At 59.6% G+C, this 26,125-nt stretch carries 21 protein-coding genes; 12 read left to right on the plus strand and 9 right to left on the minus strand.

Translation table 11 applies throughout. The annotated features are described in order from the left end of the window. Positions 1-98 precede the first annotated feature (98 nt). Together BT119_RS04535 and BT119_RS04540 are read left to right on the plus strand one after the other, a co-directional pair. Entirely contained in the window at positions 99-881 is a 783-nt protein-coding gene (locus BT119_RS04535; RefSeq protein WP_003434618.1) for a YqcI/YcgG family protein, read from the plus strand. Between the two features lie 6 nt (positions 882-887). Then, the gene (locus BT119_RS04540) at positions 888-1,529 is read left to right on the plus strand and encodes a LysE family translocator (protein ID WP_003434619.1); all 642 of its coding nucleotides are present in this window, start codon (positions 888-890) and stop codon (positions 1,527-1,529) included. 13 nt (positions 1,530-1,542) lie between these two features. Here BT119_RS04540 and BT119_RS04545 read toward each other — a convergent pair whose 3' ends face one another. Continuing rightward, entirely contained in the window at positions 1,543-2,919 is a 1,377-nt protein-coding gene (locus BT119_RS04545; protein ID WP_065349430.1) for an L-serine ammonia-lyase, read from the minus strand. A gap of 129 nt (positions 2,920-3,048) precedes the next feature. Between BT119_RS04545 and BT119_RS04550 the strand changes: the two genes are divergently transcribed. Continuing rightward, positions 3,049-3,960: a LysR substrate-binding domain-containing protein gene (locus tag BT119_RS04550; protein ID WP_003314779.1), complete on the plus strand. Its 912-nt coding sequence runs from the start codon at positions 3,049-3,051 to the stop codon at positions 3,958-3,960. A gap of 25 nt (positions 3,961-3,985) precedes the next feature. Here the strand turns inward: BT119_RS04550 and BT119_RS04555 are convergent, their stop codons facing one another. The 4 genes from BT119_RS04555 to BT119_RS04575 form a co-directional block, all read right to left on the minus strand. Continuing rightward, positions 3,986-5,314, minus strand: a complete 1,329-nt coding sequence (locus BT119_RS04555) for a DUF3100 domain-containing protein (protein ID WP_003369971.1) — start codon at positions 5,312-5,314, stop codon at positions 3,986-3,988. Positions 5,315-5,374: 60 nt separating this feature from the next. Beyond that, positions 5,375-5,680 carry a hypothetical protein gene (locus BT119_RS04560; protein WP_256573017.1) on the minus strand — a complete coding sequence of 102 codons (306 nt, stop codon included), beginning with the start codon at positions 5,678-5,680 and terminating at the stop codon, positions 5,375-5,377. A gap of 371 nt (positions 5,681-6,051) precedes the next feature. Further along, positions 6,052-7,443, minus strand: a complete 1,392-nt coding sequence (locus tag BT119_RS04570; RefSeq protein ID WP_072364889.1) for a 2-oxoadipate dioxygenase/decarboxylase HglS — start codon at positions 7,441-7,443, stop codon at positions 6,052-6,054. 23 nt (positions 7,444-7,466) lie between these two features. After that, positions 7,467-8,714: a 2-aminoadipate transaminase gene (locus tag BT119_RS04575; RefSeq protein WP_054080899.1), complete on the minus strand. Its 1,248-nt coding sequence runs from the start codon at positions 8,712-8,714 to the stop codon at positions 7,467-7,469. Positions 8,715-8,967: 253 nt separating this feature from the next. Here BT119_RS04575 and BT119_RS04580 point away from each other — a divergent pair, with 253 nt between their 5' ends. Beyond that, positions 8,968-10,458 (plus strand): L-piperidine-6-carboxylate dehydrogenase, encoded by a 1,491-nt coding sequence (locus tag BT119_RS04580; protein ID WP_054080900.1) that lies wholly within the window; start codon positions 8,968-8,970, stop codon positions 10,456-10,458. Between the two features lie 42 nt (positions 10,459-10,500). Further along, positions 10,501-11,787: an L-pipecolate oxidase gene (locus BT119_RS04585; RefSeq protein WP_058397075.1), complete on the plus strand. Its 1,287-nt coding sequence runs from the start codon at positions 10,501-10,503 to the stop codon at positions 11,785-11,787. Positions 11,788-11,799: 12 nt separating this feature from the next. Here the strand turns inward: BT119_RS04585 and BT119_RS04590 are convergent, their stop codons facing one another. Continuing rightward, on the minus strand, positions 11,800-13,173 hold the full coding sequence (locus tag BT119_RS04590) for a sensor histidine kinase (protein ID WP_003434638.1): 1,374 nt from the start codon (positions 13,171-13,173) through the stop codon (positions 11,800-11,802). Further along, on the minus strand, positions 13,170-13,832 hold the full coding sequence (locus BT119_RS04595; protein ID WP_003349281.1) for a response regulator: 663 nt from the start codon (positions 13,830-13,832) through the stop codon (positions 13,170-13,172). Before BT119_RS04595 ends, BT119_RS04590 begins: the two co-directional genes overlap by 4 nt. A gap of 166 nt (positions 13,833-13,998) precedes the next feature. On the opposite strand from BT119_RS04595, the gene BT119_RS04600 reads away from it, so the two are divergent. From BT119_RS04600 to BT119_RS04630, 7 genes are all read left to right on the plus strand, one after another. Then, positions 13,999-14,262, plus strand: a complete 264-nt coding sequence (locus BT119_RS04600) for a PepSY domain-containing protein (protein WP_003349279.1) — start codon at positions 13,999-14,001, stop codon at positions 14,260-14,262. Next, positions 14,262-14,807 carry a cytochrome b/b6 domain-containing protein gene (locus BT119_RS04605; RefSeq protein WP_003369989.1) on the plus strand — a complete coding sequence of 182 codons (546 nt, stop codon included), beginning with the start codon at positions 14,262-14,264 and terminating at the stop codon, positions 14,805-14,807. The genes BT119_RS04600 and BT119_RS04605 overlap by 1 nt, the downstream gene beginning before the upstream one ends. A 38-nt stretch (positions 14,808-14,845) precedes the next feature. Continuing rightward, a complete protein-coding gene (locus BT119_RS04610) occupies positions 14,846-16,144 on the plus strand; it encodes a sialidase family protein (protein WP_058397073.1) in 1,299 nt (432 codons plus the stop codon). Continuing rightward, the gene (locus tag BT119_RS04615) at positions 16,141-16,761 is read left to right on the plus strand and encodes a hypothetical protein (RefSeq protein WP_072364894.1); all 621 of its coding nucleotides are present in this window, start codon (positions 16,141-16,143) and stop codon (positions 16,759-16,761) included. The genes BT119_RS04610 and BT119_RS04615 overlap by 4 nt, the downstream gene beginning before the upstream one ends. Before the next feature lie 10 nt (positions 16,762-16,771). After that, the gene (locus tag BT119_RS04620; protein ID WP_072364897.1) at positions 16,772-18,805 is read left to right on the plus strand and encodes an LTA synthase family protein; all 2,034 of its coding nucleotides are present in this window, start codon (positions 16,772-16,774) and stop codon (positions 18,803-18,805) included. 351 nt (positions 18,806-19,156) lie between these two features. Then, positions 19,157-19,771 (plus strand): biliverdin-producing heme oxygenase, encoded by a 615-nt coding sequence (locus tag BT119_RS04625; RefSeq protein ID WP_003369999.1) that lies wholly within the window; start codon positions 19,157-19,159, stop codon positions 19,769-19,771. Further along, entirely contained in the window at positions 19,768-22,005 is a 2,238-nt protein-coding gene (locus tag BT119_RS04630; protein WP_003370001.1) for an ATP-binding protein, read from the plus strand. Before BT119_RS04625 ends, BT119_RS04630 begins: the two co-directional genes overlap by 4 nt. Positions 22,006-22,052: 47 nt before the next feature. Here BT119_RS04630 and BT119_RS04635 read toward each other — a convergent pair whose 3' ends face one another. Both BT119_RS04635 and BT119_RS04640 read right to left on the minus strand, forming a co-directional pair. Then, positions 22,053-22,745 carry a permease gene (locus BT119_RS04635; protein WP_072364899.1) on the minus strand — a complete coding sequence of 231 codons (693 nt, stop codon included), beginning with the start codon at positions 22,743-22,745 and terminating at the stop codon, positions 22,053-22,055. Continuing rightward, positions 22,742-26,125: toxin VasX (locus BT119_RS04640; RefSeq protein ID WP_072364946.1), on the minus strand; the 3,384-nt coding region annotated here is incomplete at its 5' end. The genes BT119_RS04635 and BT119_RS04640, both read right to left, overlap by 4 nt.

Genomic DNA, 26,125 nt, shown 5'->3' on the forward strand with positions numbered 1-26,125 from the left:
TCCGCGCACGCGTCTCCGGTCAGAATCGCCGGCTCGTCCACTGTCGTAAAAATCAAACAATAAGGCGGTGTTCTTATCTGCTGCGTGCGTGAGGGAATATGCTGCCCAAGTCCGAAAAGCTGTTGCGCCAATCTGTTGTAAGACATTTGCTGGAAAGTGACACCGCCCTGGAAATGGGCTGGCGGGTTCAGGCTTACAGGCAGTTCGAGCAGGTGCTGAGTGACAAGGGCTTCCCTTGTCTGTTTGGACGCCGTGCCAACAAGTCCGGAAGTTGTCTGCTGCTGTTCATCCCCTGTGAGAATGAGCAACAAGCGCTACGTGACGGCATGGAAGCGTACGTGAAGTTCGTTAATGACACACCACTTGAAGATCGCCTGTTCAACCCGTTGATTGTCATTTTCGAGAAAACCGATTTCAACAGCCTGGCCGAAGAACAGGCCTATGCCTGGGCCACCCTGCAACATTTACATGAAGGTGACCGATCGCCCTGGCCGGCCAACGCCTGCACAGACCCTGAAGTGTTCGAGTGGACCTATCACTTCGCCGGACTGCCGATGTTCATCAACATGAGCTTTCCCCGTCACAGCGCGATGAAAAGCCGTTCGCTGGGTGGGCACATTGTGTTTGTGGTCAACCCTCGGGAGAACTTTGACGAGGTGGCAAGCGCCGAGACGGAAAGTGGTCGCAAGGTCAGGGAAAAGATTCGCCAGCGAATCGCCGATTACAACAACGGCGTGGTACCCGACACGCTGGGTTTTTTCGGCGACCGTAGCAGCCTGGAATGGAAGCAATATCAACTGTATGAAGAAGGCGGGCTTTCACTGTCCCGTTGTCCTCTGCACATCAAAGTCGACAAGACTGACCATTTGAACGAGCGTTGAGTACCCATGGATATATCGTTGCTGCTGATCTACATGTTCAGCGTGTTCATGCTGATCATCACCCCTGGTCCGGTGGTGGCACTGATCGTCAACACCAGCCTGGCGTGCGGGCCGAAACGCGCGATGTTGACGGCGCTGGGCACCAACTGGGCGTCACTGGTGCTGGTGTTGGTCGCGGCATTGATTCTGACGGGAACACTGTCGGTGAGCGTAAGCATGCTCAACTGGATCAGCCTGGTGGGCTGTTTCTTCATCGCTTACCTGTCGGTGCAGGCACTGGAACAGGCGTTGCGTTACGCCCCGTCGCGGCCTGAAACAGCGCCAGCGCCGATGCCTGCGCATAGCCGGCACAGCGGGCTGGTGACCGGTTTTCTGGTCGGAATTTCCAATCCGAAGGACATCATCTTCTTCGTCTCGTTTTTCCCGCAGTTCATTCACGTCACCGAATCGTTCAAGGGCAGCATCGCCTTGTTGTCGTTGCTGTGGATCATCATTGATCTGTCTATCCTGTTCGCCTATATCTTCCTGATGCGCCAGAAACTGGCCTTGAAGTACAAGCGCAAGATCGAAGTCGCCTCCAGCGTGACCTTGCTGCTGATCGCGCTGGGCGGGATCCTCTATTCGGGCTCGACACTGTTGAATCAGTAAACGCCTGCGCCCATCAGCACTCGATCAGGTTGACCGCCAGGCCGCCGCGTGAGGTTTCCTTGTATTTGTCGTGCATGTCGGCGCCGGTGTCGCGCATGGTGCGGATGGCGTGGTCCAGCGAGATGTGGTGCTCGCCGTCGCCGCGCAGGGCCATCTGGGCGGCATTGATGGCTTTCACGGCAGCAATCGCATTGCGCTCGATGCAGGGGATCTGCACCAGCCCGCCGACCGGATCGCAGGTCAGCCCCAGGTTGTGTTCCAGGCCAATCTCGGCAGCGTTCTCCACCTGTTCGGGCGTGGCACCGAGGATCTCTGCCAGACCGGCGGCGGCCATCGCGCAGGCCGATCCTACTTCGCCCTGACAACCCACTTCGGCACCGGAAATCGAGGCGTTTTTCTTGCAAAGAATGCCGACCGCAGCGGCGCTCAGGAAAAAGCGCACCACGTCATCGTCATTGGCCGTGGGTTTGAATTTCATGAAGTAGTGCAGCACGGCGGGCACGATGCCAGCCGCGCCGTTGGTGGGCGCCGTCACCATGCGCCCGCCTGCGGCGTTTTCTTCGTTGACCGCGAGGGCGAAAAGGTTGACCCATTCCATGGCGCTCAGCGTCGAGCCGATCACGTTGGGGTTATCGAGGTTCTGCAGGTTCTGATGCAGGCGGTAGGCACGCCGCCGCACGTTCAGGCCACCGGGCAGGATGCCGGTTTCCACCAGGCCCTTGTCGACGCAGGCGCGCATCGCGGCCCAGATCACCATGATCTTCTCGCGGATTTCTTCCTCGCTGCGCCAGACCTTCTCGTTGGCCATCATCAGTTCGGAAATGCTCATGCCGTGGGTCTTGCACAGCTTGAGCAACTGCGCGCCGCTGAAAAAATCATAGGGCAGGACGGTTGTGTCGTTGTCCAGCACGCCGCTGGCGGCCTGTTCGGCGTCGATCACAAAACCGCCGCCCACCGAATAATAGGTCTGCTCGTGGAGTTCGCCGTTCTTGCCGTACGCACACAGGGTCATGCCGTTGGGATGGTAGGGGAGGCTTTCATCGAGCAGGCACATGTCCCGCTCCCAGACGAAGGTGATGGCCTGTTCGCCCGCCAGCATCAGCTGGTTATCGGCACGCAGCGCGTCGATGCGCTGGTTGACCTGACTGGGGTCGATCTGGTCCGGCCACTCACCCATCAGGCCCATGACTGTTGCGCGATCGCTGCCGTGACCGATGCCCGTGGCCGACAGAGAACCGTACAATCGCACCTCGATCCGTTCTACGCTGTGCAACCGGTTGTGGCTGCGCAGCTCGGTCACGAACAGCGCACCGGCGCGCATTGGCCCTACGGTGTGGGAACTGGACGGCCCGATGCCGATTTTGAACATGTCGAAGACGCTGATAGCCATCACGAAGGTCCTTCAGGTGAGATGATGCACGGGAATTTGGTATTCCCCTTTTTCTGTTACTCATCTTTGGCTTCGGCTGTCGAAACGACAAACGATTGTTGCTATGCAACGCTTTAGCGGAACTCTTCAATGAGCAGAATCTTCAACGCACAGATGCACGCCTGGCTACAGGTGTTCGCCTGCGCGGCCCGTCACCTGTCCTTCACCCGCTGCGCGGAAGAATTGCACGTCACCCCCGGCGCGATCAGTCAGCAGATGCGCCAGCTTGAGGAGCGCCTGGGCTTTGCGCTGTTTCACCGGGTCGGGCGCGGGCTTGAGCTGACTGCGGAAGGTCAGCGTCTGGCGGTGGTCGCCAACGAAGTGCAGAGCCGTATCAGCGAAGAACTGCGCCTGCTGTATTCCGGGCGTATCGGCGGGGTGTTCAAGCTGCGCTGCATTCCATCATTCCTGAGCAAATGGCTGATGCCGCGCCTGCCACGCTTGCAGGCGGCGTTTCCGGACATCCAGTTGCGGATCATTGCCGAGGACAGCAGCGGGTCGTTGCGTGATGACGATTTCGATCTGGCCATCGACCTGAACGACGGCAGCTATCCGGGGTTGTCGACTACGCCCTTGCTGGAGGAGGAGCTGTTTGCGGTCTGCTCGCCAGACCTGCTGGTGGGCAAGCCGCCACTGGATACGCCGAGTCAGCTGGTGCACTTCCCGTTGCTGCACGACATCACCGCCTGGCGCGGCAGCTATGAATATGCGGAGTGGGAATTCTACCTGACGGCCATCGGTGCCGATGGCATCGACGTGCGTCGCGGCCACACGTTCAATCGTAATCATCTGACCATCGACGCCGCGCGTATGGGTATGGGCGTGGCCATTGCACGCAAGGCGCTGATCACCGATGAGCTGGAGCAGGGCTTGCTGATCGTGCCGTTCGGCCATCCGATCAAGGCCAGAAAGAAATACGTGCTGGCCTATCGCGAAGGGGCGCTCAGCACCCCGTCACGTCGCGCAGTTCATGACTGGCTGGTGAACGAGGCGCTGGGCTGATTCGATCCGGATCATTCGGTGCGAATCAATGAAACAGCTCGGCGATCAATACCGCGCCAATGAACGTACCGAAGTTGGCCAGGAACGACACCAGCACAATCCGCCAGCCCAGGCGGCGGAAGGCCGGGAGGTCCTTGGCAATCGACAGGCCGGCGAAGGTCAGCATCGGGGTAATGACCGCCAGCAGGTTGATCGAGCTGGTGATTCGCGCAATCTCGGCGGCCCAGGGGCAGGCCGGCGACGTCAGGAACATTGCTACCAGCGACACCATGCACACCGCGGGGATCTTGCGGCGAAGCAGGTTGCACAGCACCTCACCCGCGAAGGCGCAGAAAATCATGATGCCCATGCCGGTGAGGGCATCGGCTGACAGGGTCTTGTAGCCGACATAGTTGGCAATCAGCGCCAGTGCACCCGCCGCCAGCCAGGCACTGATCTTGCCCGACCAGCCCAGCTCCGGCACCTCCAGCGACACGTCGCTGTGGCGCAGACCTTCCTCGCTCATGGACGCCTTGGTGGTGCGGCCGATCAGCGGCTCGAGCACACGGTAGCCCCAGACCGCCAGTGGCAGGGAGATGAACAGGGTGAAGTAGGTGCCGATGGTGGTGGTGATCAGGTTCGAGGCTGCCGCCAGAGTCATGACTTCCTTGGCGACTTCCGGTGTCTGTTGCGCGGCAATCGCCCCGGCAGCGGCGGCCATCATGCTGCCCGAGCCGATGCCTGAGCCCATCGCCAGCGAGTTGGGATGGAAGATCCCCAGGCTGGCGATAAACCCGGCGACAATGGCAATGAACAGCGCGCCGAACAGGGTGCCCGTCAGGTATTCGGCCAATACACCGCGACCCTCCGGAGAGTCCATGCCATAGCGTTCGCCGATGATTGCCAGGCTTGGTTCACGGCCGACCGAGAAGGTCGCACCGATGGCTTCGCGCTTGATACCGAGCATCAACGCCACCGGCAGACCGAGCACCACGGTGCCGACGAAGTGGCCGAACTCCTGAAACATCAGCGCCCATCCGGAAGCGAACACCACCGGCAGCGAGCCGCCGACCACCAGGCCGAGCTTGGCGATGAAAATCAGCAGGGCAGGTTGCAGGATGGATGCCGAGCGCAATTGCGTACCGTGGTCGATGCCAATGGTGCCTGGCATACGGCGACTGGCAAGGCCGATCATCGCGCCCAGCAGCAGCGCCCAGACCATCGGTAACAGCACCACTTTGCCGGGGCCCAGCGGGATACTGATGGCACCGATCATTTCGGCAATGATGAGGATAATGGCGGCCCAGACATACAGTTTCACCGTCGATGAAACGGCCTGATTGTCACCCGACACTGCAGCGTGTGAGTTTTGCATGATGATCCCCTTGCCTGCTGAATGGCCTTTTTCAGGCCTTATCAATCGTTATTCTGTTTTTCAGGTCGGCGCGGTGAAGCGCCAGGGCAGCGTTGAAAAGTCCATGAAGTCATGGAGACCGTTATCCGGCCAGGTATTTTTATGAGGTCTGAATGTGATCCAGACCCAGGCTGCTTCGAGCCTTTGCAAGGGGATCACCGGGTGCGCTATTTGAAGGGATGAGCCTTTGAATACGGCACTTTGCTGTCCACACGCAACCGCAGTATGCATAGCACGAGATTGCACACCAATATTGCGAATTTTATTTATCGTTGCTTTAAACAGAACGCAGAACGCTAAGGGAATGTGACGCAGAGCGCTCATCATTATGCACAAGTCCGCTTTTGATTCTGGCCGAAGGCCGTAGGAGCGAACTCGTTCGCGAAGACGATGTTGGCTATCGTGCCGACGCTCCGCGTCGTCATGCCGTTCTGGACGCTCCGCGTCCTCTTGGCGACGCAGAGCGTCGAGACCTGCATTCCCACGCGGAGCGTGAGGAACGATAGTCTCAACTCCGTGCCGAAGCTCTGCGTCGATATGCACGGACAATCCGATTATCGTGCGACGCTCCGCGTCGTCATGCCGTTCCGGACGCTCCGCGTCCTCTTTGCGACGCAGAGCGTCGAGACCTGCATTCCCACGCGGAGCGTGAGGAACGATGATCTCAACTATCGTGCAGCCCCTGTCGCTCTCACTAATCAGTAGGCGGGACTGCTCAGTTCCAGCGCCCTGGTGCATTCCTCCAGTGAGCGCCGCTGGGTGTCGGCATACAGGTCCAGTTCGTTGAGCGTCCCGCGTCCCAGTGCCTGCTCGAAATCCTGCTGATTCGAATTCGTCGCGTAGTGCGCCTGTGCGTTATCGCCCAGGTTGGACTGGAAGATGCCCGCCGCACTGACCGGCAAAAAGTCTTCGTACACCAACGGCTCGAAGCGCACGTGACCTGCTTCGACGAGCTGCTCCAGACTGCCGGATGCGCGCGCGGCAAGGCCTGATTCGGTCGGGAAATAGCGGAAGTAGGCCAGACCCTGCCTGCGCATTTCAGCGTGGCTGTCCGGAAACGCTTTGAACGTGTCTTCCAGCAGCCCGGCATAGCGCAGGGCATTCGCCTCATTGGGGAACTCACCCAGCGCGTCGCGGGCCTCGTTCAGCAGCCGGTCATACAGCTTGCGACCTTTGGGGGTCAGTGCAGCGCCACGCTGTTCGATCTCGCCGAAGCGTGCCGAGTGGCTGCCCGACTGACTGCCACCCTGGCCCATGAAGGCAATCGGTTCTTCCAGCGCCTTGAAGCTGGTCTGGCGCAGCAGAATCGGGCACTGGCGACGTGGCGGCCCTTCAACCACCGCCTTGGGTGTGATGCCTTTGCCGGGCATACCGGCCTGAACCGCATCAATGTCCAGCGTGCGTGGCGTCAGGTGGTTGATGTGCGGACCTCGAAACGCCACCACATCGGCGATCAGGCGATGCTGAGTGTTCAGCTTCTGGTAGTCGTCCAGCGAAACGGTCGCCGTGTTGTGCCAGCGAAAGGTTTCCAGCGCCTGCTGAATGAACTCGGCCGCATCGGTTTCGCTCAAGCCGCCGTCTGCTTCATGCTTGTCGATCAACGCCAGGGCGCCGGGCGTGAAGATACTGCGTTTGCCCAGCACCTGACCGGCGAACTCACGCAGGCTGTCGCTTTCGATCAGTTCCAGACGCAACAACGAGGTGAACACGCGAAACGGACTGACCTGCAGCGCCTGCTCATGCACGGCGCGAAAGGCGGTGGAGTGAACCGGCACGCCGGCCGCGCTCAGGTCGTAGTAACCCACCGGCTGCATGCCCATGACCGCGAACAGGCGGGCGAGGGTGGCCAGTTCCTGTGCCGTGCCGACGCGGATTGCACCGTGCCGTTCCATGTCCAGGCGCTGGATTTCACCGGTCTGGCGCAAACTGTCCAGCACACTGCTGTCATGGCTCATGACCTGTTCGTTGACTTCACTCACCAGCGCCATCAGCGTGCCGTACAGCGGCACTTCGTGCTTGTACATCTGCGACATGGCGCGAGAAAAGCCCGCGCGGATCTGGTCCGGGTCGGCAAAGCGTGCTGTGCTCATCAGGGTGTTTTCTCCGTACGGGTTCAAGCCAGCGCTGCCAGGCAGCGCTCGAAAATATCCAGCCCTTCGTGCAGCACGTCGGGCTCGATGGTCAGCGGGATCAGCAGGCGGATGATGTGCCGCGACTTGCCGCTGGGCATCAGCAGCAGCCCGGCGTCCCTGGCCAAGCTCAGCAGCTCGGCGAGCTGTCGGGTGCCGGGCTCGCCCTCCGGCGTGATCAGTTCGATACCGCGCATGCAGCCGACACCGGTCAGCCTGCCCAGATACGGCGACAGTTTGCTCGTCCGCCAGGCTTCATAGCGTGAAACGATAGCGTGCTCCTGCTGCTCGCCCCAGCTGGACAGGTTGGCATCGGTCATCTGCGCCAGTGACGCGAGGCCCGCTGCGCAGCCGATCGGGTTACCGGAATACGTGCCGCCCAGGCCGCCCTTGGGCAGGTTGTCCAGCAACTGCCTGCGACCTACCACCGCGCCCAGCGGGATGCCGCCCGCAATGCTTTTGCCCAGCAGAATCAGATCCGGCTCGATGCCCAGACGACTGAACGCAAAACGCTGCCCGGTACGGCCGAAGCCGGACTGGATTTCATCGGCGATCAGCACGATGCCGTGTTTATCGCAGAACGCTCGCAGTGCCTGGGCAAAGTCCGGCTGCATGGCCAGAAAACCGCCTTCGCCCTGAACCGGTTCGAAGATGATGCAGCCCACGTCGTTGACGTCGATCTCGACGCTGAACAGCCGGTCCATGGCCTTGAGCGCCTGCTCGGTGGACACGCCGTTGTCCTTGCTGGGGAACGGAATGTGAAAGACCGGACCGGGCAGCACGCCGACTTTCTGTTTATAGGGCGCTACCTTGCCGTTGAGGTTCAGGGTCGCCAGCGTTCGGCCATGAAAGCCGCCGTCAAAGGCGATGACCGCCGTGCGGCCGGTGGCGCCGCGTACGATCTTCAGCGCATTTTCGGCCGCTTCCGCACCGCTGTTGGTGAGCATGCCGCTGAGGGGGTAACTGACCGGTACGAATTGCGTGAGCTGCTGCATGAAGCGGATATACGGGTCATGAGGCGTGGCGTTAAAGCAATAGTGGGTCAGCTTTGCCGCCTGATCCTGAATGGCCGTGACCACCTGCGGGTTGCAGTGCCCCAGATTGAGCACCCCGATGCCGCCGACAAAGTCGATATAGCGCTTGCCGGTGGTGTCCCAGACTTCGGCGTTGCGGCCGTGGGACAGCGTCATGTTGTGGACAAACGAAATGGATTCGCTGATGTGTTCGCTCATCGGCCTGGCCCTGACTCCGGGTGATCATGATGGCACTATCCAAACAAACATCGGGCCGCGCTCGCAAACGAAATAAAATCACCGGGTCATTCCAATAATTCCCGATGTAAGGGCTTTTATGGCTATTAACGATCAGGAGTTCATTCCTAAAAGGAATCATGTTTTTCAAAAACGTCGTTTGTAGCCCGACCCTGAGTAGCTTGATACTGAGGTCATCGATGATTTCCACCGGGTTCATGACAGGAGAATCAACATGGTTGCCGAGTTATTAGCACGTCTGGGCGTGGCGAACAGTGCCCACACACAAGGGGACTATCCGGTTTACACCCCGATTGATGGCAGCCGGATTGCCTCGGTCACGCTTGAAGACAAGGCACAGGTCGTGGCGCGTATCGACAGCGCCCACAATGCGTTTCTAAAGTGGCGCACAGTACCGGCCCCACGGCGTGGCGAGCTGGTGCGGATCTTTGGTGAAGTGCTGCGTGAGCACAAGGCTGATCTGGGCGAACTGGTATCGGTCGAGGCCGGCAAGATCACTCAGGAAGGTCTGGGTGAAGTGCAGGAAATGATCGACATCTGCGACTTTGCCGTCGGTCTGTCGCGTCAGTTGTACGGCCTGACCATCGCCTCCGAGCGTCCCGGTCATCACATGCGCGAAACCTGGCACCCGCTGGGTGTGGTCGGCGTGATCAGCGCGTTCAACTTTCCGGTTGCGGTCTGGGCCTGGAACACCACGCTGGCGCTGGTCTGCGGCAACCCGGTGATCTGGAAGCCTTCGGAAAAGACTCCGCTGACGGCACTGGCCTGTCAGGCGCTGTTCGACAAGGCGCTGAAGATTTTCGGTGACGCGCCGGCAGCACTGGCGCAACTGGTGATCGGTGATCGTGACGCCGGTGAAGCGCTGGTCGACGACCCTCGCGTGCCACTGATCAGCGCCACCGGCAGCACCCGCATGGGCCGTGAAGTCGGGCCGCGTGTCGCCGCCCGTTTCGGGCGCAGCATTCTGGAGCTGGGCGGCAACAACGCGATGATTCTGGCCCCGAGCGCCGATCTGGACCTGGCCGTGCGCGGCATTCTGTTCAGTGCGGTAGGCACCGCCGGTCAGCGTTGCACCACGTTGCGCCGCCTGATTGTGCACCGCTCGATCAAGGACGAAGTGGTCGCCCGCGTCAAGGCAGCCTACGCCAAGGTGCGCGTCGGTGATCCGCGCGAAGGCAATCTGATCGGCCCGCTGATCGACCAGCAAGCGTTTTCGGCCATGCAGAACGCGCTGACCAAGGCCCGCGACGAAGGCGGTCAAGTGTTTGGTGGCGAGCGTCAGTTGCAGGACAAATACCCGAACGGCTACTACGTCACGCCGGCCATTGCCGAAATGCCTGGCCAGAGCGAAGTCGTGCGTCACGAAACCTTCGCGCCGATTCTCTACGTGCTGGTTTACGACGACTTCGAAGAGGCCTTGCGCCTTAACAACGAAGTGCCGCAGGGCCTGTCGTCGTGCATTTTCACTACCGACCTGCGTGAGGCCGAGGCTTTCCAGAGTGCCGCGGGCAGCGATTGCGGTATTGCCAACGTCAATATCGGCACCAGCGGTGCGGAAATCGGCGGGGCATTTGGTGGCGAGAAGGAAACCGGTGGGGGGCGCGAGTCCGGCTCCGATTCGTGGCGCGCCTACATGCGCCGGCAGACTAATACCGTCAACTACTCCCGCGAGTTGCCGCTGGCTCAGGGCATCGTTTTCGACTGATGTGAACCGGGCGCTTATTGCCGACATTGCTGGAGCTTTTCGATGGTGCAGTTTGCTGAAGGCTGTCTGTGGGAACAATTGACTCCGCAACGTCCGGTCAGCCCGGCCCTGAGCGGTGAGCGGAGCGCCGACGTGTGCATCATCGGCGCCGGGTTCACCGGTCTGTCGGCGGCGTTGCGCTTGCTGGAAGGCGGCAAGTCGGTGTGCGTGGTCGAAGCGCATCAGGTCGGGCATGGCGGTTCCGGACGCAACGTCGGTCTGGTGAATGCCGGGACCTGGGTGGCGCCTGATCAACTGGACAAGGTACTGGGCAGTGTCGAGGCCAGCCGATTGAATGGCGCGTTGGGCGCGGCGCCGGCACTAGTGTTCGCGACCATCGACAAGTACCGCATCGATTGTCAGGACACCCGCACCGGCAACCTGCACATGGCGCACAACGCCAAGGGTCTGGCTGATCTGCGTAGCCGTGCCGCACAGTGGCAACGGCGTGGTGCCAACGTTGAATTGCTGACCGGCAAACCCTGCGAAGACGCCTGTGGCACCGACAAGGTAAGCGGCGCCTTGCTCGATCATCGCGCAGGCACGGTGAACCCGATGGCTTATGTCTCGGGCATGGCGCTTAACGTGGTAGCGCAGGGTGGGCAAGTATTCGGTGATTCTCCTGTCAACGGTTTGCAACGCACCGCTGATGGCTGGAAGGTCTTTACTGCTGCGGGCAGTGTGCGCGCCGAGAAAGTAATCATCGCGTCCAATGCCTACACAGAGGGCGAGTGGACCGACATCAAGGATCACATCTTCGCTGGTTATTACTATCAGGTCGCTTCGCAGCCACTCAGCGGTGCCGAGCAGGCGCAGATTCTGCGCGGCGGGCAGGGTTCGTGGGACACGCGTACGGTGCTCAGCAATATTCGTCGCGACGCTCATGGGCGCCTGCTGCTGGGCAGTCTGGGTAACGCCGGCAATTATCCGCTGTGGTTCATTCGTCAGTGGGCGGATCGCGTCCAGCAGCATTACTTTCCGCAACTGGGCCGGGTCGAGTGGCAGAGCACCTGGACCGGGCGCATCGGCTTCACGCCGGACCACTTGCTGCGCCTCTTCGAACCTGCGCCAGGCTTGCTGGCGGCGACCGGTTTCAATGGCCGGGGGGTGACCACCGGGACACTGGTGGGCAAATGCTTTGCCGATTACCTGCTGAGCAACGACGCAGCTGCGCTGCCGGTGAGCTTTTCAAGCGGTAAAAAGGTTTCGGGCAGTTCGCTGCGCAGTCTGGCCTACGACGCGGGTTTCACCCTGTATCACGCCGGGCAATGCCTGCGCGTGGTGCTTTGAGCCAGGCAGGGTTCAGCTCGTCCTGCTCTTGATGCGCAGCTCTGCACACAGTCCGCCCTGCGCCGAGTTGCGCAGGTGCAGGCTGCTTTCCAGTTTGCGTACGATCATGTCGACGATCGCCAGCCCCAGTCCTGCGCCGTTGCTGTGACCCTGGCTGTAGAAGCGTTCGAACAGGCGAGCCTTCTGCTGTTCGTCGATACCAGGCCCAGCGTCTTCGACCGACAGGTGCGCGCTGCCATCTTCCTGGGCGTGCAGGGCAACGCGAATCTCGCTGGCGGTCGGGGCGAAATTCAGCGCATTGGTCAGCAGGTTCTGCAGGGCAATGGTGATGGCTGCCGGGTCGCTGCGGATCACGCAATCCTCGCCTTCTTCAAATACCAGATCGACGCGCTTCTCCAGTGCCAGCGGCGTGAGTTCGGCCATTTCCTCGCGTACCAGCGTGTTCAGCTCGAAGGTCTGTAACTGACTGACTTCAAGGCGCGGTTCCAGGCGTGCCATGGTCAATAGCTGACTGGCCAGGCGGGCGGCGCGGTCGACGCCATGCACGAGAAAGTCCAGCGCTTCCAGGCGTTGCTCCGGGGTTTCGGCCTGGCGCGCGTTCTGCGCGTGGATACGCAGGATGGTCAGCGGCGTGCGCAATTCGTGGGCCGCGTCAGCGATGAAGCGTCGCTCGCGTTCCAGCACACTTTCGATCTGGGTCAGCAGGCGGTTGAGCGCGTACTGCATGGGCTCCAGTTCTTTGGGCAGGGGCGTTACATCAAGCGGTTCCAGGCTCTCGGCATCGCGCTTGCGGATAACTCTGGCCATTGATTGCAGCGGGCGCAGGCCCCAGCCGATGGCCAGCCAGATCGCGACCACCAGCAGCGGCACACCGATCAGCGCCGGCCACAGCGTGTGACTGACAATGCGCTGAATCAGGTCCTGGCGTACGTCATCGCGCTCACCCACCCAGATCAGAAAACCCTGCTGTGGATCGGCGAGGAGAAAGCCGCACCACTCGTGCCCGTTTTCGACTAAGTCGTGGGAGCCTTCGGTTGCGGGAGGTGCGCTGAGCAGCGGGGCTTCGGCCGAGCGCACCAGCAGCTCGCCCGAGGTACGCCAGACCTGAAAGGTCAGCCGGGTTTCGTAGGGGTGGGCCACGCCGCTGGTGCCAACCCGGCTCATGGCCTGATCGAACGCCTGATACAGCTTGTCGAGATCCTGCTCACCCGCTGCGCGCTGACGTAGCACACCCTGCAGCAGACGCGCGCTCTGGGCCAGTTGTGCATCGTAGACTTCTTCGATTTCGTGATGGCTGTCGCGCAGGGCGAGCAGGCTGATCGTCAGGTCGCCGAGCAGCAACAGCATCAGTACCGGGATCAGAATACGCGCGCGTACCGAGGTCATGCCTTGAGCTCCAGCAGGTAGCCGACACCGCGCACGGTGCGGATCAGCTCGGTGGACAGTTTCTTGCGCAGGTTGTGAATCAGCACCTCCAGCGTGTTGCTTTCGACCTTGTCCTGCCAGCCGTACAGGGTATTGGACAAGCGCTCGCGGGTGACCACCTTGCCGGGACGGATCATCAGTTGATGCAGCAACTGGTATTCCATCGGCGTCATCGGTACTTCGCTGCCCTGAAAACTGACCTGTTGCGACGCCGGGTCGAGGCTGATGCCGGCGTGTTCCAGCAGCGGTTGCGCACGGCCCTGGCTGCGCCTGAGCAGGGCGCGGACCCGGGCTTTCAGTTCATCGACGTCGAATGGCTTGATCAGGTAGTCGTCCGCGCCGGCATCCAGACCAGCAATACGGTCGGCAGTCCCGTCGCGTGCGGTCAGGATCAGCACCGGCAAGGTAAGTGCTTCGGCGCGCAACTGGCGCAGCAGGTCCAGGCCATCCATGCGCGGCAGTCCAAGGTCGAGCAGCAACAGGTCGAATGGCTCGCTGCGCAGGGCGTGCAGCGCGCTCAGCCCGTCCTCCAGCCAGTCGAGGGTATAGCCCTCGGTATTCAGGGCCACGCGGATGCCTTGACCAATGGCTCGATCATCCTCGACGAGAAGCAGGCGCATAGGGCTTTGACCGGTGAGTGTGGGGAAGGGCGCCATGATGCCGTCAGCAGGCAGCAGCGCGAAGTGCCGTGTGTCCGGGAAGATGTTACGAGCTATTACGTATTAAGCTTTTCCTAAGATTCGTTTCGCACAGTAGGCGCTCCTTAACTGCTTGCGAGTATCTGTCATGCGTAAAGTCCTGCTGATTTCCTTGTGTCTGGCCAGCCCGCTGGCACTTGCCGGCCCGCAATGCACCACGGCTGACAAGTCCCAATGGCAGGATCAGGCCAAATTCCAGGAGCAACTCAAGGCTCAGGGTTACGAGATCAGCAAGTTCAAGGTGACTGACGGCAACTGCTACGAAATCTATGGTTTCGACAAGGACAAGCGCAAGGTCGAGATCTATCACGATCCGGTGACGGGTAAAGCGGTGAAGACCGAGACCAAGTAATGAGCCGTGTTTCCCTGCGCCTGTGGGACCCGCTGGTCAGGCTGTTTCATGTCTCGATCGCGGGTGTCTTCGTTGCCAATTATTTCTTCAATGAAGCAGGTGGCGACTGGCACATCTGGCTGGGCTATTACGCGGTTGCCTGGCTGGCGGTGCGCGTGGTGTGGGGATTCATCGGGCCGCGCAGCGCACGCTGGAGCGATTTCTGGCCACATCCGGCGCGCTTGCGTGCGCACATCCGCTCGCTGATCGACCGGCGGCCGATGCATCGGCTCGGCCATTCCCCGCTCGGCGCGTTGGTCATGGTACTCATGATGGTGCTGATCTTCGGCATGGGCCTGACCGGTTTTCTGATGGAAGAAGTCGATGCCCTGTGGGGCGCCGACTGGCCGCAGGACATCCACGAAATTCTCGCCAACACTTTGTGTGCCTTGGTGGTGCTGCACATGGCCGCCGCCATCTTCGAAAGCGTTCAGGTGCGTGACAACCTGCCCTTGTCGATGCTGACAGGCAAGCGACGCCCGTTGCCCGAAGATCGCCATCGCTGAAACCACACCTTTGTTCCTCTTTACAGTGATGCCTCCCGATGCGTGTTATTTCCCGAAACCTGGCTGCATGGAGCGCAGGCCTGATTGTTGTGGCGATTTTTCTCAGTGCGTGGCTCAGCCATCCACAGCACCGTATTGCGCCGTTCGCGCTCAGCCCCGCGCCGGTTGGCGCTGAAAGCGTGGCGCCCAAGGCGTCCTACATTTCGCGTTTCGCGTCTTCCGATCTGGACGACTTCGTGCATTCCTCAGCCGTGACGGCATTGCCCGGTGGCGACCTGATGTCGGTGTGGTTCGCCGGTTCTCGCGAGGGCGCGGGCGACGTTGAAATACGCACCTCGCGCTTCGACGCGGCCAGTGGTGAGTGGGGCGGCGAGCAGGTGCTGGCGACCCGTGATTCCACCCAGTCGGGCACTGGTAAATACATTCGCAAACTGGGCAATCCGGTGATCGCCCTGGCTCCGGACAATCGCCTGTGGCTGTTCTACGTTTCAGTCTCGGTCGGCGGCTGGGCGGGCAGTACGGTCAACGCCATGGTCTCCAGCGACATGGGCTCCAGCTGGTCGCCGCCGTGGCAACTGGTGACAACCCCGTTTCTGAACATCAGTACGCTGGTGCGCGGCGCGCCGGTGTTTCATGCCGACGGTTCGATCGGCCTGCCGGTCTATCATGAGTTTCTCGGCAAGTTTGCCGAATACCTGTACCTGAGCGCCGACGGTGAAGTGATCGACAAGTTTCGCATCAGCCGTGGCAACAATTCCCTGCAGCCCACCGTCGTGCCTTTGGACGGGCAGCGCGCCGTGGCCTTGTTGCGCTATGCCGGTGAGACGTTCCACCGGGTGCTGGCCAGCCGCACCGAAGACGGCGGGCAGAGCTGGAGCGAGCCGTATCCGTTGACCCCGAGCAACCCCAATTCTTCGCTGGCTGCGGTCGGTGTGCCAGGCAAGGGGCTGCTCGTGGCGCTCAACGACCTGCGCGAGGGGCGCTTTAAACTCAGTCTGTACGGTACTGACGAGGAGATGAACGTCTGGAGGCCACTGATGGATTTCGACAAGTCGCCCGATCCGCTGGGCACACCGTTTACCCTCGAAGCATACAAGGAGGTGATCGGCGAGGGCTTCCGCAGTTCCAGTGGCGCCCTGCGTCAACCGATGGAAGAGGCGTTTCTGAGCAATCTGGACCAGCGCGTCTGCTCGCCCCAGGGCTGCGACTTCGAATACGAATACCCGTACTTCATCCGCAGCCCGGACGGCCTGTATCACCTGGTCTACTCATGGAATAACACCTTCATCAAGCATGTCAGCTTCAACGAGGCCTGGCTGGCGGAGCAACTTTTATGATCGCGTTGGGATTGGCTCATCTGGCATTTGCCTGGACCCTATTTGTGCTGCTGGCGCCCTTGACCGCATCGTTATGGTGGCGCTGCGGCCTGCTGGCTGCCGTCTCGCTAGTGAGTGTGATCTCGATCGACGGGCTGTCGATGGCGTCCTATGCCCGCAGCCTGACCGATGACCTGGCCATCAGCAGCCTGGTGCTGCTGGGCTGGCTGACCCTGCAGCGACTGGGTGTGCTCAGGCCGATGGCAGTGTCCAGGCGCGGGCTGATGCTGTTGGTGTTCGCTGCGCTGGCACTGACTTTATACCCGGCCACGCTGGGCCTGACGTATTTCGATCCGTACCGCTGGGGCTACAACCCGCGGCCGATGATCATGGTTGTCGCTGTCATCGCGCTGGGGCTGGTCTTTATGCGCAATGCGCTGGCCGTCGTGATGCTCAGCGCAGCGACGCTGGCCTTCACTTTCCGCATCAAGCCATCGGAAAATTATTGGGATTACCTGATCGACCCGCTGCTTGGCCTTTACTGCTGTGGGGCCTTGCTGGTCCTGGCTGTCCGGTTTGTTTATCGCCGCACAATGGAGACGCGCCGTCCGGCGGCTCTGTCTGCCGGCAATGTCTAGAGGAATGACGATGAGTTGGTTGCAATCGCGACGCCTGCATTATTGGCTGGGCGCGGTCATGGTGGTGTTCCTGCTGTCGGCGTTGCTGAGGGGCGTGTTCTTCTACGGGTTTTCCGGTATCGAACCGGGCACGCTGTTCACGCATGGCGAGGTCGCAAAGACGCTCGGCATCGGTTTGCGCTTCGACCTGCGCCTGGCGCTGCTGATACTGCTGCCGGTCGCGGTGCTGCTCTGGATGCCAGGTTGTAACCTGATCAGCGTGCGTGCCCTGCGCTGGCTGGCGCGGGGCTATCTGATCGTGGCGCTGGCGATTCTGACAATGATTTACATCGTCGACTTCGGCCATTACGCCTATCTCGGGGTCAGGCTCAACGCCAGCGTGCTGCGCTATCTGGAGGATGCGCAGATTTCCCGGGACATGCTTTGGCAGACTTATCCAGTATTCTGGATCACTGCCGGCTGGCTGCTTACTGTCGCAGTGCTCGGCTGGGCATTGATCAGGCTTGAACGTGCCACCCTGGACCGTGAGGCCAGACCGATCAAACGCGGGTCCGTGGTCTGGGGTTCGGCGCTGATGGTCTGTGCAACCTTCCTCGGCCTGCTGGGCCGGGTCGAGAATCTCAATCTGGAAAACCCGGTACCGTTGCGCTGGAGCGATGCGTTCTTCTCAGGCAACAGCCAGGTGGCGGCACTGGGGCTCAACCCGGCGCTGTTCCTGTACGACACGCTCAAGGTCTCCCAGTCGAACTTCGACGAACCCGAGGTGCGCAAGCATTATGAGCGGGTCGCGCGTTATCTGGGCGTCCGGCAGCCAGATGTACAGGGATTGAGTTTCAAGCGTCACCAGACCGTGCAGCCCTACCGGCTGACGGGCGAGCGGCCGCCGAATGTCATGTTCGTCATGCTCGAATCGCTGGGCACCAGCGCTGTCGGTGCCTACGGTAACCCGTTGAACCCGACGCCAAACCTGGACCATCTGGCCACCCAAAGCTGGTTCTTCAAGCACTTTTACGTACCGGTGACCGGCACTGCGAAAACGGTCTGGGCGAGCATCACCGGTGTTCCCGACGTGACACGGCAGGAGACCGCCACGCGCCATCCGCTGCTCACACGGCAAAACACCATCATCAATGACTTCAAGGGGTACGAGAAGCTGTACATGATTGGTGGCAATTCCGGCTGGGCCAACATGAACGCCTTGATCCGTCGCAGTATCAACGACGTACGGCTGTACGACGAGCGCGACTGGAAGTCACCGCAGGTGGATGTCTGGGGGATTTCCGACCTGGATCTGTTCAAGGAGAGCGACCGGATCCTGCGTGCGTTGCCAGCCGACAAACCGTTCTTTGCCTATGTGCAGACTGCGGGCAATCACCGGCCGTTTACCATTCCGAAGGACAACGATGGTTTTCAGGTCAGCGACAAGACCGTGGAGCAGGTCCAGGCCGCCGGTTCGCGCAGCGTGGAGCAGTACAACGCCGTGCGCCTGCTGGATTTCAACATTGGACGGTTGATGGAACTGGCCAAGGCGGGCGGTTACTACGAAAACACCATCTTCGTGCTGTTTGGCGATCACAACACGCGCATCAGCCAGATCCCACACATGGCGCCGGCGTTCGAGCAACTGGGCCTGGAGAGCAACAACGTTCCGCTGTTGATTCACGCCCCCGGCCTGCTGGGCACACGCGTTGTCGACGAAGCGGTCGGTCTCGCCGACCTGCTGCCGACACTGGCGGGGATGGCCGGAATGGACTTCACCAGCGGCACCATGGGTCGTGACATTCAGCAAGCGGCTCCGGAAGGTGAACGTGTGGTGCCGCTGGTACTGCGCGAAGGTACGTTCCCGCTGATCGGCGGTGTCACGCGCAACTACCTGCTGCAAATGGAGCACGACGGCAGTTCGCCAACGCTCCATGACCTGTCTTCACCCACGCCGCTGGACAACGTCGCCGAAAAGAACCCGCAAGAGTTCGAACGGCTGCGCGACCTCACCCGCGGTCTGCATGAAACCTCGCGAATGATGCTGTATCAGAACGTGCGTTGACGAAGCGAACCGGCCTTTGTCAGCGTTGCTACGCAAGCCGCTGGTCGAGTCAGCGGCTTGCCTGAGGATGGCATATTTATTGGATGATGTTAAAGTGCTTGCGCCTGTGAACCACGCACGCACGAAACGCATATAGGGCTCGGTTTTCGACTAGCTTCGTTAGTTGAGCGCGTATTTTGCGGGGAGTTGTAAACCGTCGTCCTGTCACGCTGGCTTTTATCTTTATGGATTGCGGTATTTCATCGCAAACACATGAAAAAACTGTCAGATTTTGCTCTGAATCTGTATTTTGGCGGCCTGTTTTCGCTCGGATGCGTTTTTTGCCCATTGCACACTCAAGAGCCTTACTGGATGCCGGCAAGTTTTTCATGTGTTAACCCGCCGAAACTGCTTGATGCACTGCGTGCTGAAACGAGGCAGTTGCACGTCAAGCTTGAAAAACGCATGCCGTTTTTTTCACCCGCTCTGGATCACGCTCTTTACCTCCGTCTGCTTCAGGCCTACTACGGTTTTTATGCACCGCTTGAAGCGATACTGCATGGCAGTGCCTTGATACCTGCGGAGCTTATTCCGGTCGAGAGGGTCAAAACTCCTGTGCTGGTCGAGGATCTGCGTGCGCTGGGGCTGTCCGATCACGACATCGGGCAATTGCCCCGCTGCGAACGGTTGCCCACTGTTGATTCTGCCGGTGCATGCCTGGGTGTGATGTATGTGCTGGAAGGGGCGACACTGGGCGGGCAGGTGTTGCGACGTGAGATAAACCGGCGTTTGGGCCTGGATGAGCAACGTGGAACGGCCTTTCTCGATGTTTACGGTGCCCTCACCGGACCTCGCTGGAAGGCGTTTCTGAATCATCTGGACGACGTGCCGCGAGAAGTTGTTCTTATTGATGCCGCCGCGTTTGCAGCGCACTCCACATTTGCATGTTTCGAGCACTGGCTCGAGGGTCAAGAGGTACTGCTATGAGCCAACTCGACAAAGACGCCTTTGAAGTCCTTCTGGCCAATTGTGCGGATGAGCCCATTCAGTTCCCTGGCGCCATTCAACCCCACGGCCTGCTGTTCACGTTGCAAGAGCCCGAGCTGACTATCCTGCAAGTCAGTGCCAACGTGCACTCTGTGCTGGGCCATGTGCCCGAGCAGGTGCTCGGCAAGGGGCTGGACTGTGTGCTGGGCGCTGGCTGGGCCGAGGTGATTAAAAGCGCCAGTGCTCATGACTCGTTCATCGACGCGCAACGCCTGCTGATGTCGATCAACGGCATCGAGTTTGAAGCCTTGCTGCACCGCAGCCAGGGCGTTCTGATTCTGGAACTGGAGATTCAGGACAAGGATGCGCAAGCGATCGGTTATTCCGAGCGCACCGGCAACATGGGCCGCATGTTGCGCCAGTTGCATGCTGCGAGTGATCTGCAGACCCTGTATGAAGTCAGTGTCCGCGAGATCCAGAAAATGACTGGTTACGACCGGGTGCTGATCTACCGTTTCGAAGAGGAAGGCCATGGTCAGGTGATCGCTGAAGCGTCGTCGCCCTCCATGGAGCTTTTCAACGGACTGTTTTTCCCGGCATCGGACATTCCCGAGCAGGCGCGCGAACTGTATCGCCGCAACTGGCTGCGCATTATTCCCGATGCCGATTACATCCCGGTGCCCCTGGTGCCTCAACTGCGTCCGGACACTCAGGAGCAGCTTGATCTGAGTTTTTCGACGTTGCGCAGTGTTTCACCGATCCACTGCCAGTACATGAAGAACATGGGCGTGCTGTCATCCATGAGTGTTTCGCTGATTCAGGGCGGCAAGTTGTGGGGATTGATCAGTTGCGGCAACCGCACGCCGCTGTACGTGACTCACGAACTGCGCAGTGCCTGCCAGGCGATAGGCCAGGTGCTTTCCCTGCAGATCAGTGCCATGGAAGCGCTGGAAATAAGCCGTCAGCGAGAGGCGAAAGTCAGGGCGCTCGAGCAATTGAATCTGGCCATGGCCGAGTCCGAAGAAAACGTCTTCGACGGTCTGGCGCAGCAACCACAGTTATTGATGGATCTGGTAGGCGCGAGCGGCGTCGCCATCATCGAAGACCGGCAAACGCATTGTTTCGGCACCTGCCCGGAGCCTTCTGAGGTACGTGCACTGCATGCGTGGATGATTGCTGGTGGCGAACCAGTGTATGCCAGTCATCATCTATCCAGTGTCTATCCGCCTGCCGAGGCCTATCAGCCAATTGCCAGCGGCGTATTGGCGATGAGCCTGCCAAAGCCGGTCGACAACGGCGTTATCTGGTTTCGCCCCGAGGTCAAGGAAACGGTTCAGTGGAGCGGTAATCCGAAAAAACCACTGGATATGGAGAGCTCGGCAGGCGGCATGCGTCTTCGGCCGCGCACCTCGTTTGAGATCTGGAAAGTCGAGATGACCGGGATCGCTACGAAGTGGAGCTATGGCGATGTGTTCGCCGCCAATGACCTGCGCCGCTCCGCTCTGGAAAATGATCTCGCCCGCCAGGTGCGCAGGGAGCAGCAGGCCGTTCGCGCCCGCGACGAGCTGGTAGCGGTTGTGTCCCATGACTTGCGCAACCCGATGACGGTCATTTCCATGCTGTGCGGGATGATGCAGAAGTCGTTCAGCTCCGATGGGCCACACACCTCGCGACGTATTTCCACGGCAATCGATACCATGCAGCAAGCGGCCAGCCGCATGAATGTGTTGCTCGAAGACCTGCTCGACACCTCGAAAATCGAAGCGGGCCGTTACACCATTACGCCGCAGCCGCTGGAAGTCAGTCAGATATTCGAGGAGGCCTACACCTTGCTGGCCCCCCTGGCGATGGACAAGTCCATCGAGATCTCCTTCAACGCCGAGCCTGACCTCAAGGTCCAGGCCGACCCGGAGCGTCTCTTCCAGGTGCTGTCCAACCTGATCGGCAACGCCATCAAATTCACCCCGAAAATGGGCACAATCGGTGTGGCGGCAATGTCCAACGGCGCTGAAATCGTGTTCACCGTACGGGACTCCGGCGAGGGTATCCCTCCCGAGCAGTTGCCACACATCTTCGAGCGCTACTGGACCGTCAAGGAAGGCAACCCGACCGGCACCGGTCTGGGCCTGTACATCTCGCAAGGCATCATCAAGGCACACGGCGGTGAACTGGCTGCGCAAAGCCGGGTGGGCGAGGGCAGCGAGTTCCGCTTCACGGTGCCAATGGCAGTTTGATCGCTTTCTCAGGCTTGCAGTGTGTGTCGGCTCAAGCCTGAGTCGCGTCAGCCCTGATGCCAGTTAGTGGCTTTTTCGATGTATTCAGCGTTCGCCGGAAGTACCTCGCGCAGGAAAGCGAGGTACTTGTCCATCAACGCCTTGCTGGGAAAGCGCGCGGCGAAGCCGGTGGTGATATCGTCGCAATGGATGATGACCATCAGGCGTCTGTGATCGACCGTGACAAATTCATGCAGGTGCCAGGGGGCGGTTTGTCGATGGTGGACAGGGTTTTCCCAGTTCAGCAGTTTGATGGCGGCGATGAAGGCCATCGCTACCGGGCCGACCAGAAAGAGCAACGATCCGGTCAGGACGGCGACGAATCCGAATACCAACATGACGAAAATGGCGATGCCCTTGAAGAAGCTTGAGGCGAAGTCGGGGTAGTGGAGGTAATACTCGACCGTGGCGCCATCGGTTTTCAGGGTGTAGTTGAAGATGGTTTTTTGGCGGATGAGCAGGCCTACGAAATAGGCAAGAACGCCGGCGAGCGCTAATACAGTGCCCACTAATGAGTAGAGACTATCTGAAAACATTATCCAGCCTCCCCACAGGTAAAGTGTGCATCCTGTTAGGTAGAGTGCGATAAATATGGACTGAGTTATCATCATTTCTCTGGGCGATCTTGCAAGTGTTTTGATTTTCCAGTTCAGAACATCTCTACCCTGTGGCAAAGTTGGGACTTTTTCTTGTTGAGTCATATAAGTGTGCCCTCTGCGACTTCTAGAGTCGGCGTACCGGCTCTGTTTGATGCCTTCACTTCAAGTTCCACAGCAGCCAGTCCGTCAATAGCGGTATCGCCTCTTGGGCCAAGCTCCATCTGAAACAGATAGCTTCTATCGTCTTCGCCAAGGTTTAAAAGACTGGCCGGATACCAGATTTGCAGCTCGAGATACATTGCGTCCTTGTTCAGTGGCACCCAGGTTTCCCAGATGAGGTCTTCATTTTCTGGTGGCATGAGAGGGTAGGTGAGGTCATCACTCGCCTTGCCAGAAGGCGTGTTGGTTAGCTTCCCGAACTGTTCGGCTTTCCTGAATTGCCCGCGGTCCAGAAAAGCTTGATGCAGCGGGTCGTCTATTTTTTCTACAGGTAGCACTCCCCATGGTCGCTTGCTGCTGACGATGTTGAAGTGTATGGACTGCCCGCGTATCAGGTTGGGCAATTGCACTTGTACTCCAACACCATTTTGTACCGCTACGCTGTAGTGATCTCCTTTTCCTAGATAACGGTTTTCATAATGCACCGTGCTTTTGACATGAACCTGCGGAGATAATTGAATTTCCATCAGTGCGCGAACTTCTTCATACTCACCTTTGGCAGTCTCAGCGTAGCGATAGTCCAGGGTTCTGGACCAACAGCACTTGCGTAGCCACCAGCCGACACTGTCTTGCTTGAAATAATTCAGGGTCATCGTAGTGAAAAGATAAATAGAACCTATTATGAGCAACGCCACACTGAACCATGAGCTCATCGCAACAGTCGCGAATGCACTGGCAGGCGATAATCCTCCCATCAATTGAAAAGTTGAGCCCACTCCCATTGTGAACACAGAAATGCCTTTTACAATGATTACGTTCTTTTCTTCTGGTGTTTTTGCTGCGTAAAAGTCATCTGCAATATCAAATATTTCAAGCGTAACTGCCGCGAGTCCAAACCCACCCATCGCCACCATCGAACCTCTAAACCCCCTTATCGCATCCCCCCAAACCGCATTACCTCGTGCTTTCCAGTAAGCCGCCGATTTATCGAGAATGCCTATGTTATAGCCGCCAATGACAAGTGGCTTCGCCGTACTGATAACCGCCCACGGTGCTTCAACAAACACCGCCATCAACAGGTTAAAGCTGTACCCCAGCCCATACGTTACCTTGCCAATATCCTTGGCACTGAAGTCTCCATCCCGAGTAAGGTCGCGATAAGTGAAGGCGGTGTTGATGAAGTTGAGCATGATCACGCTCCAGGTGATCGAGCCGGCAATCCCTCCCAGTCCATCGAGCCAGCGTTTGGCGGTCGCCAGCCAGTCTTTGGTGATGGCTTTGCCCGACTGGAAGTACAGGCGAATCTCATCCTGCAACTGCCTGGCGTACTCGTTGTTCTGAAAGTCGAGCAGGGCGGGCATGCTCAGTTCGTGCAGGCGAAGCTTTTGCTCGAGCGTGCGCAGGTGGCTGGCGATGCTTTTGCGGGGGTTGTAAGCGGTGGGGTAGAGCCAGCTGCGACGGGTATCGCTGATCTGTTTGTTGAGCACCTGCCACTCACTGATCCAGTTTTTCAGCTTCGCGAGCATCTTGTGATCGATCGCGATACGCGCCTTCGAATCGAGCAGGATCTGGCCGATCAACAGCGTGCGTATCAGTGCAACGATGTTCTGCTGCTTGCCCACCGCCAGGCGGCTGTCGATGGGCACCCAGGCCAGCAGAATGCTTTCGAACGTCGCCTTGCCTGCGCTGCTGGCCAGTTGGCCGAGAGCTTTGAAGGTGTCCTGAACGGGTTGTTTCAGCGCCTTCATCCACGGCTTGTCGGCAAAGCCCTGATGATTGAGCGTGCCGTTGAGTTCGCCGATTCGGGTGGCCAGGTTGGTCACGTCGCCAAGGCCGTTCAGCAGCGCGTTGGCCTCCTGATGCAGCGCGTGTTTGAGCGCCGGTGAGAAGCCGTAGCGCAAGGTGCCAAACAGGCTGCTGTCGTTGGCTTCCTGCTCGGCAAGCCAGGTGCTGGCGGCGTTGTCCTGAGCGTAGATGATCTGCAGGTTAAGCATGAGCGCTTGCAGATAAAGCAGGCTTTCAGGGTGGGTGGTGTCGACAAACAGCTTGAGCGGTTCCGTGCCCAGATGGGTCGACCATTGCCGAAAGTCGCTTTGCGTGTCACGCACCTGTTGCAGCAGTGTGTCGCCGGTTGGCAGGTGCTGCTGAAGGTATTGGCGCGCACCGCTCAGATCGACCTCGCGCCGCCATTTGTGGCGATCTTTCCAGGCTTGCAGGGCCTCGTCGGAGGGCGCGCTGCCGTAACGCATTTCAATCAATTTGCGCATGTCCAGGCTCTTGAACATGTCCGGCATCAGCAGAAAATCGCCGGGAACGTTACTGCTGCTGATCTGCGCTTCCTCAAGGATGCACTGCTCGAAGTAAGCTTCGAGCTCGCCCAGGTACTGATGGGTGAGCGCCGCATTGTCGCGCACCGATGCCGGCAATTTCTCCGGTTCACCTTCAGCGCCACACAGTGCGGTAACCGTCTGGGCGATCTGGATCCTGTGTTCGTACTCGGCTTGCCAGTTGCGATAAGCGGCCTGATCGGCGGCCAGTTGCATACCCAGATCGTTGAAAATGGCCAGCGGGTCATCAAGGGCAATGAGCAGTGAACTGTGCTGGTCTTCAACGCTGCCCTGCCAGAAAACGTCAGCGCCGATTGGCGAAAACAACGGCTGGGTTTCTTCGCTGGAGGCCTTGGATGTAGGAATCGTCGAGTCTGCAAAGCGGCCATCGTCAACCACATGCTCCTTGTCGATGTCCGCCACCGCTTCGGCAATGCGGTTCAACGGCAAGGTATCCGGCTCGGCCATGGTCATGCAGTAGCGTTTCAGATCCAGCGCTTTCATCCATGCAGAGCGGCTTGCCGGGTTCGAACGCAGGTGTTCGCATGTTCGCCACGTCCATTGCAGCGGAGAAAAGGCGATATGAAGCCGGTTGTTTCGCGGATAGAGCAGGAAGGGTTTGCCATCGTCGGCACCGCTTCGCCGGTCACTGCCAAGCTGCGTATCGGCCCACACAATACGGCTCAGGTTGCCGGTGGCGGCTGACACCGCGTACTCGTGCAACGTTTCGGCAGTCTCGTCATAGACATATACGTAACCGTCATACAGCTGGCGAAGGGTATAGCTGCGTGTTTTCAGCTTCGGCATCACCGCCCAGCGGCTGCCCTTGAGTAGCGGTTTCAGCTTCTGGGGAGCGGTATCGTAGCGGGAGCGATCCAGCGCATAGCGCACGGGCACGATGGCGACGTCAGGTCCGCGGAAGGGACACAGGCTGGTGGCCGTGGCGGGAGTTTTGGCGAACGTTGCAGCACGTCGTTGAGTATGGGTGCCGGATTT

The sequence above is a fragment of the Pseudomonas sp. NFACC10-1 genome, from assembly GCF_900119195.1.
GTDB classification, from domain to species: domain Bacteria; phylum Pseudomonadota; class Gammaproteobacteria; order Pseudomonadales; family Pseudomonadaceae; genus Aquipseudomonas; species Aquipseudomonas cerasi.

Bases quoted from the DNA above. Each gene is read 5' to 3' on its own strand.
- BT119_RS04535 (WP_003434618.1), top strand. From the start codon at position 99: ATGCTGCCCAAGTCCGAAAAGCTGTTGCGCCAATCTGTTGTAAGACAT.
- BT119_RS04540 (WP_003434619.1), top strand. From the start codon at position 888: ATGGATATATCGTTGCTGCTGATCTACATGTTCAGCGTGTTCATGCTG.
- BT119_RS04545 (WP_065349430.1), bottom strand. From the start codon at position 2,919: ATGGCTATCAGCGTCTTCGACATGTTCAAAATCGGCATCGGGCCGTCC.
- BT119_RS04550 (WP_003314779.1), top strand. From the start codon at position 3,049: ATGAGCAGAATCTTCAACGCACAGATGCACGCCTGGCTACAGGTGTTC.
- BT119_RS04555 (WP_003369971.1), bottom strand. From the start codon at position 5,314: ATGCAAAACTCACACGCTGCAGTGTCGGGTGACAATCAGGCCGTTTCA.
- BT119_RS04560 (WP_256573017.1), bottom strand. From the start codon at position 5,680: ATGATGAGCGCTCTGCGTCACATTCCCTTAGCGTTCTGCGTTCTGTTT.
- BT119_RS04570 (WP_072364889.1), bottom strand. From the start codon at position 7,443: ATGAGCACAGCACGCTTTGCCGACCCGGACCAGATCCGCGCGGGCTTT.
- BT119_RS04575 (WP_054080899.1), bottom strand. From the start codon at position 8,714: ATGAGCGAACACATCAGCGAATCCATTTCGTTTGTCCACAACATGACG.
- BT119_RS04580 (WP_054080900.1), top strand. From the start codon at position 8,968: ATGGTTGCCGAGTTATTAGCACGTCTGGGCGTGGCGAACAGTGCCCAC.
- BT119_RS04585 (WP_058397075.1), top strand. From the start codon at position 10,501: ATGGTGCAGTTTGCTGAAGGCTGTCTGTGGGAACAATTGACTCCGCAA.
- BT119_RS04590 (WP_003434638.1), bottom strand. From the start codon at position 13,173: ATGACCTCGGTACGCGCGCGTATTCTGATCCCGGTACTGATGCTGTTG.
- BT119_RS04595 (WP_003349281.1), bottom strand. From the start codon at position 13,832: ATGCGCCTGCTTCTCGTCGAGGATGATCGAGCCATTGGTCAAGGCATC.
- BT119_RS04600 (WP_003349279.1), top strand. From the start codon at position 13,999: ATGCGTAAAGTCCTGCTGATTTCCTTGTGTCTGGCCAGCCCGCTGGCA.
- BT119_RS04605 (WP_003369989.1), top strand. From the start codon at position 14,262: ATGAGCCGTGTTTCCCTGCGCCTGTGGGACCCGCTGGTCAGGCTGTTT.
- BT119_RS04610 (WP_058397073.1), top strand. From the start codon at position 14,846: ATGCGTGTTATTTCCCGAAACCTGGCTGCATGGAGCGCAGGCCTGATT.
- BT119_RS04615 (WP_072364894.1), top strand. From the start codon at position 16,141: ATGATCGCGTTGGGATTGGCTCATCTGGCATTTGCCTGGACCCTATTT.
- BT119_RS04620 (WP_072364897.1), top strand. From the start codon at position 16,772: ATGAGTTGGTTGCAATCGCGACGCCTGCATTATTGGCTGGGCGCGGTC.
- BT119_RS04625 (WP_003369999.1), top strand. From the start codon at position 19,157: ATGCCGGCAAGTTTTTCATGTGTTAACCCGCCGAAACTGCTTGATGCA.
- BT119_RS04630 (WP_003370001.1), top strand. From the start codon at position 19,768: ATGAGCCAACTCGACAAAGACGCCTTTGAAGTCCTTCTGGCCAATTGT.
- BT119_RS04635 (WP_072364899.1), bottom strand. From the start codon at position 22,745: ATGACTCAACAAGAAAAAGTCCCAACTTTGCCACAGGGTAGAGATGTT.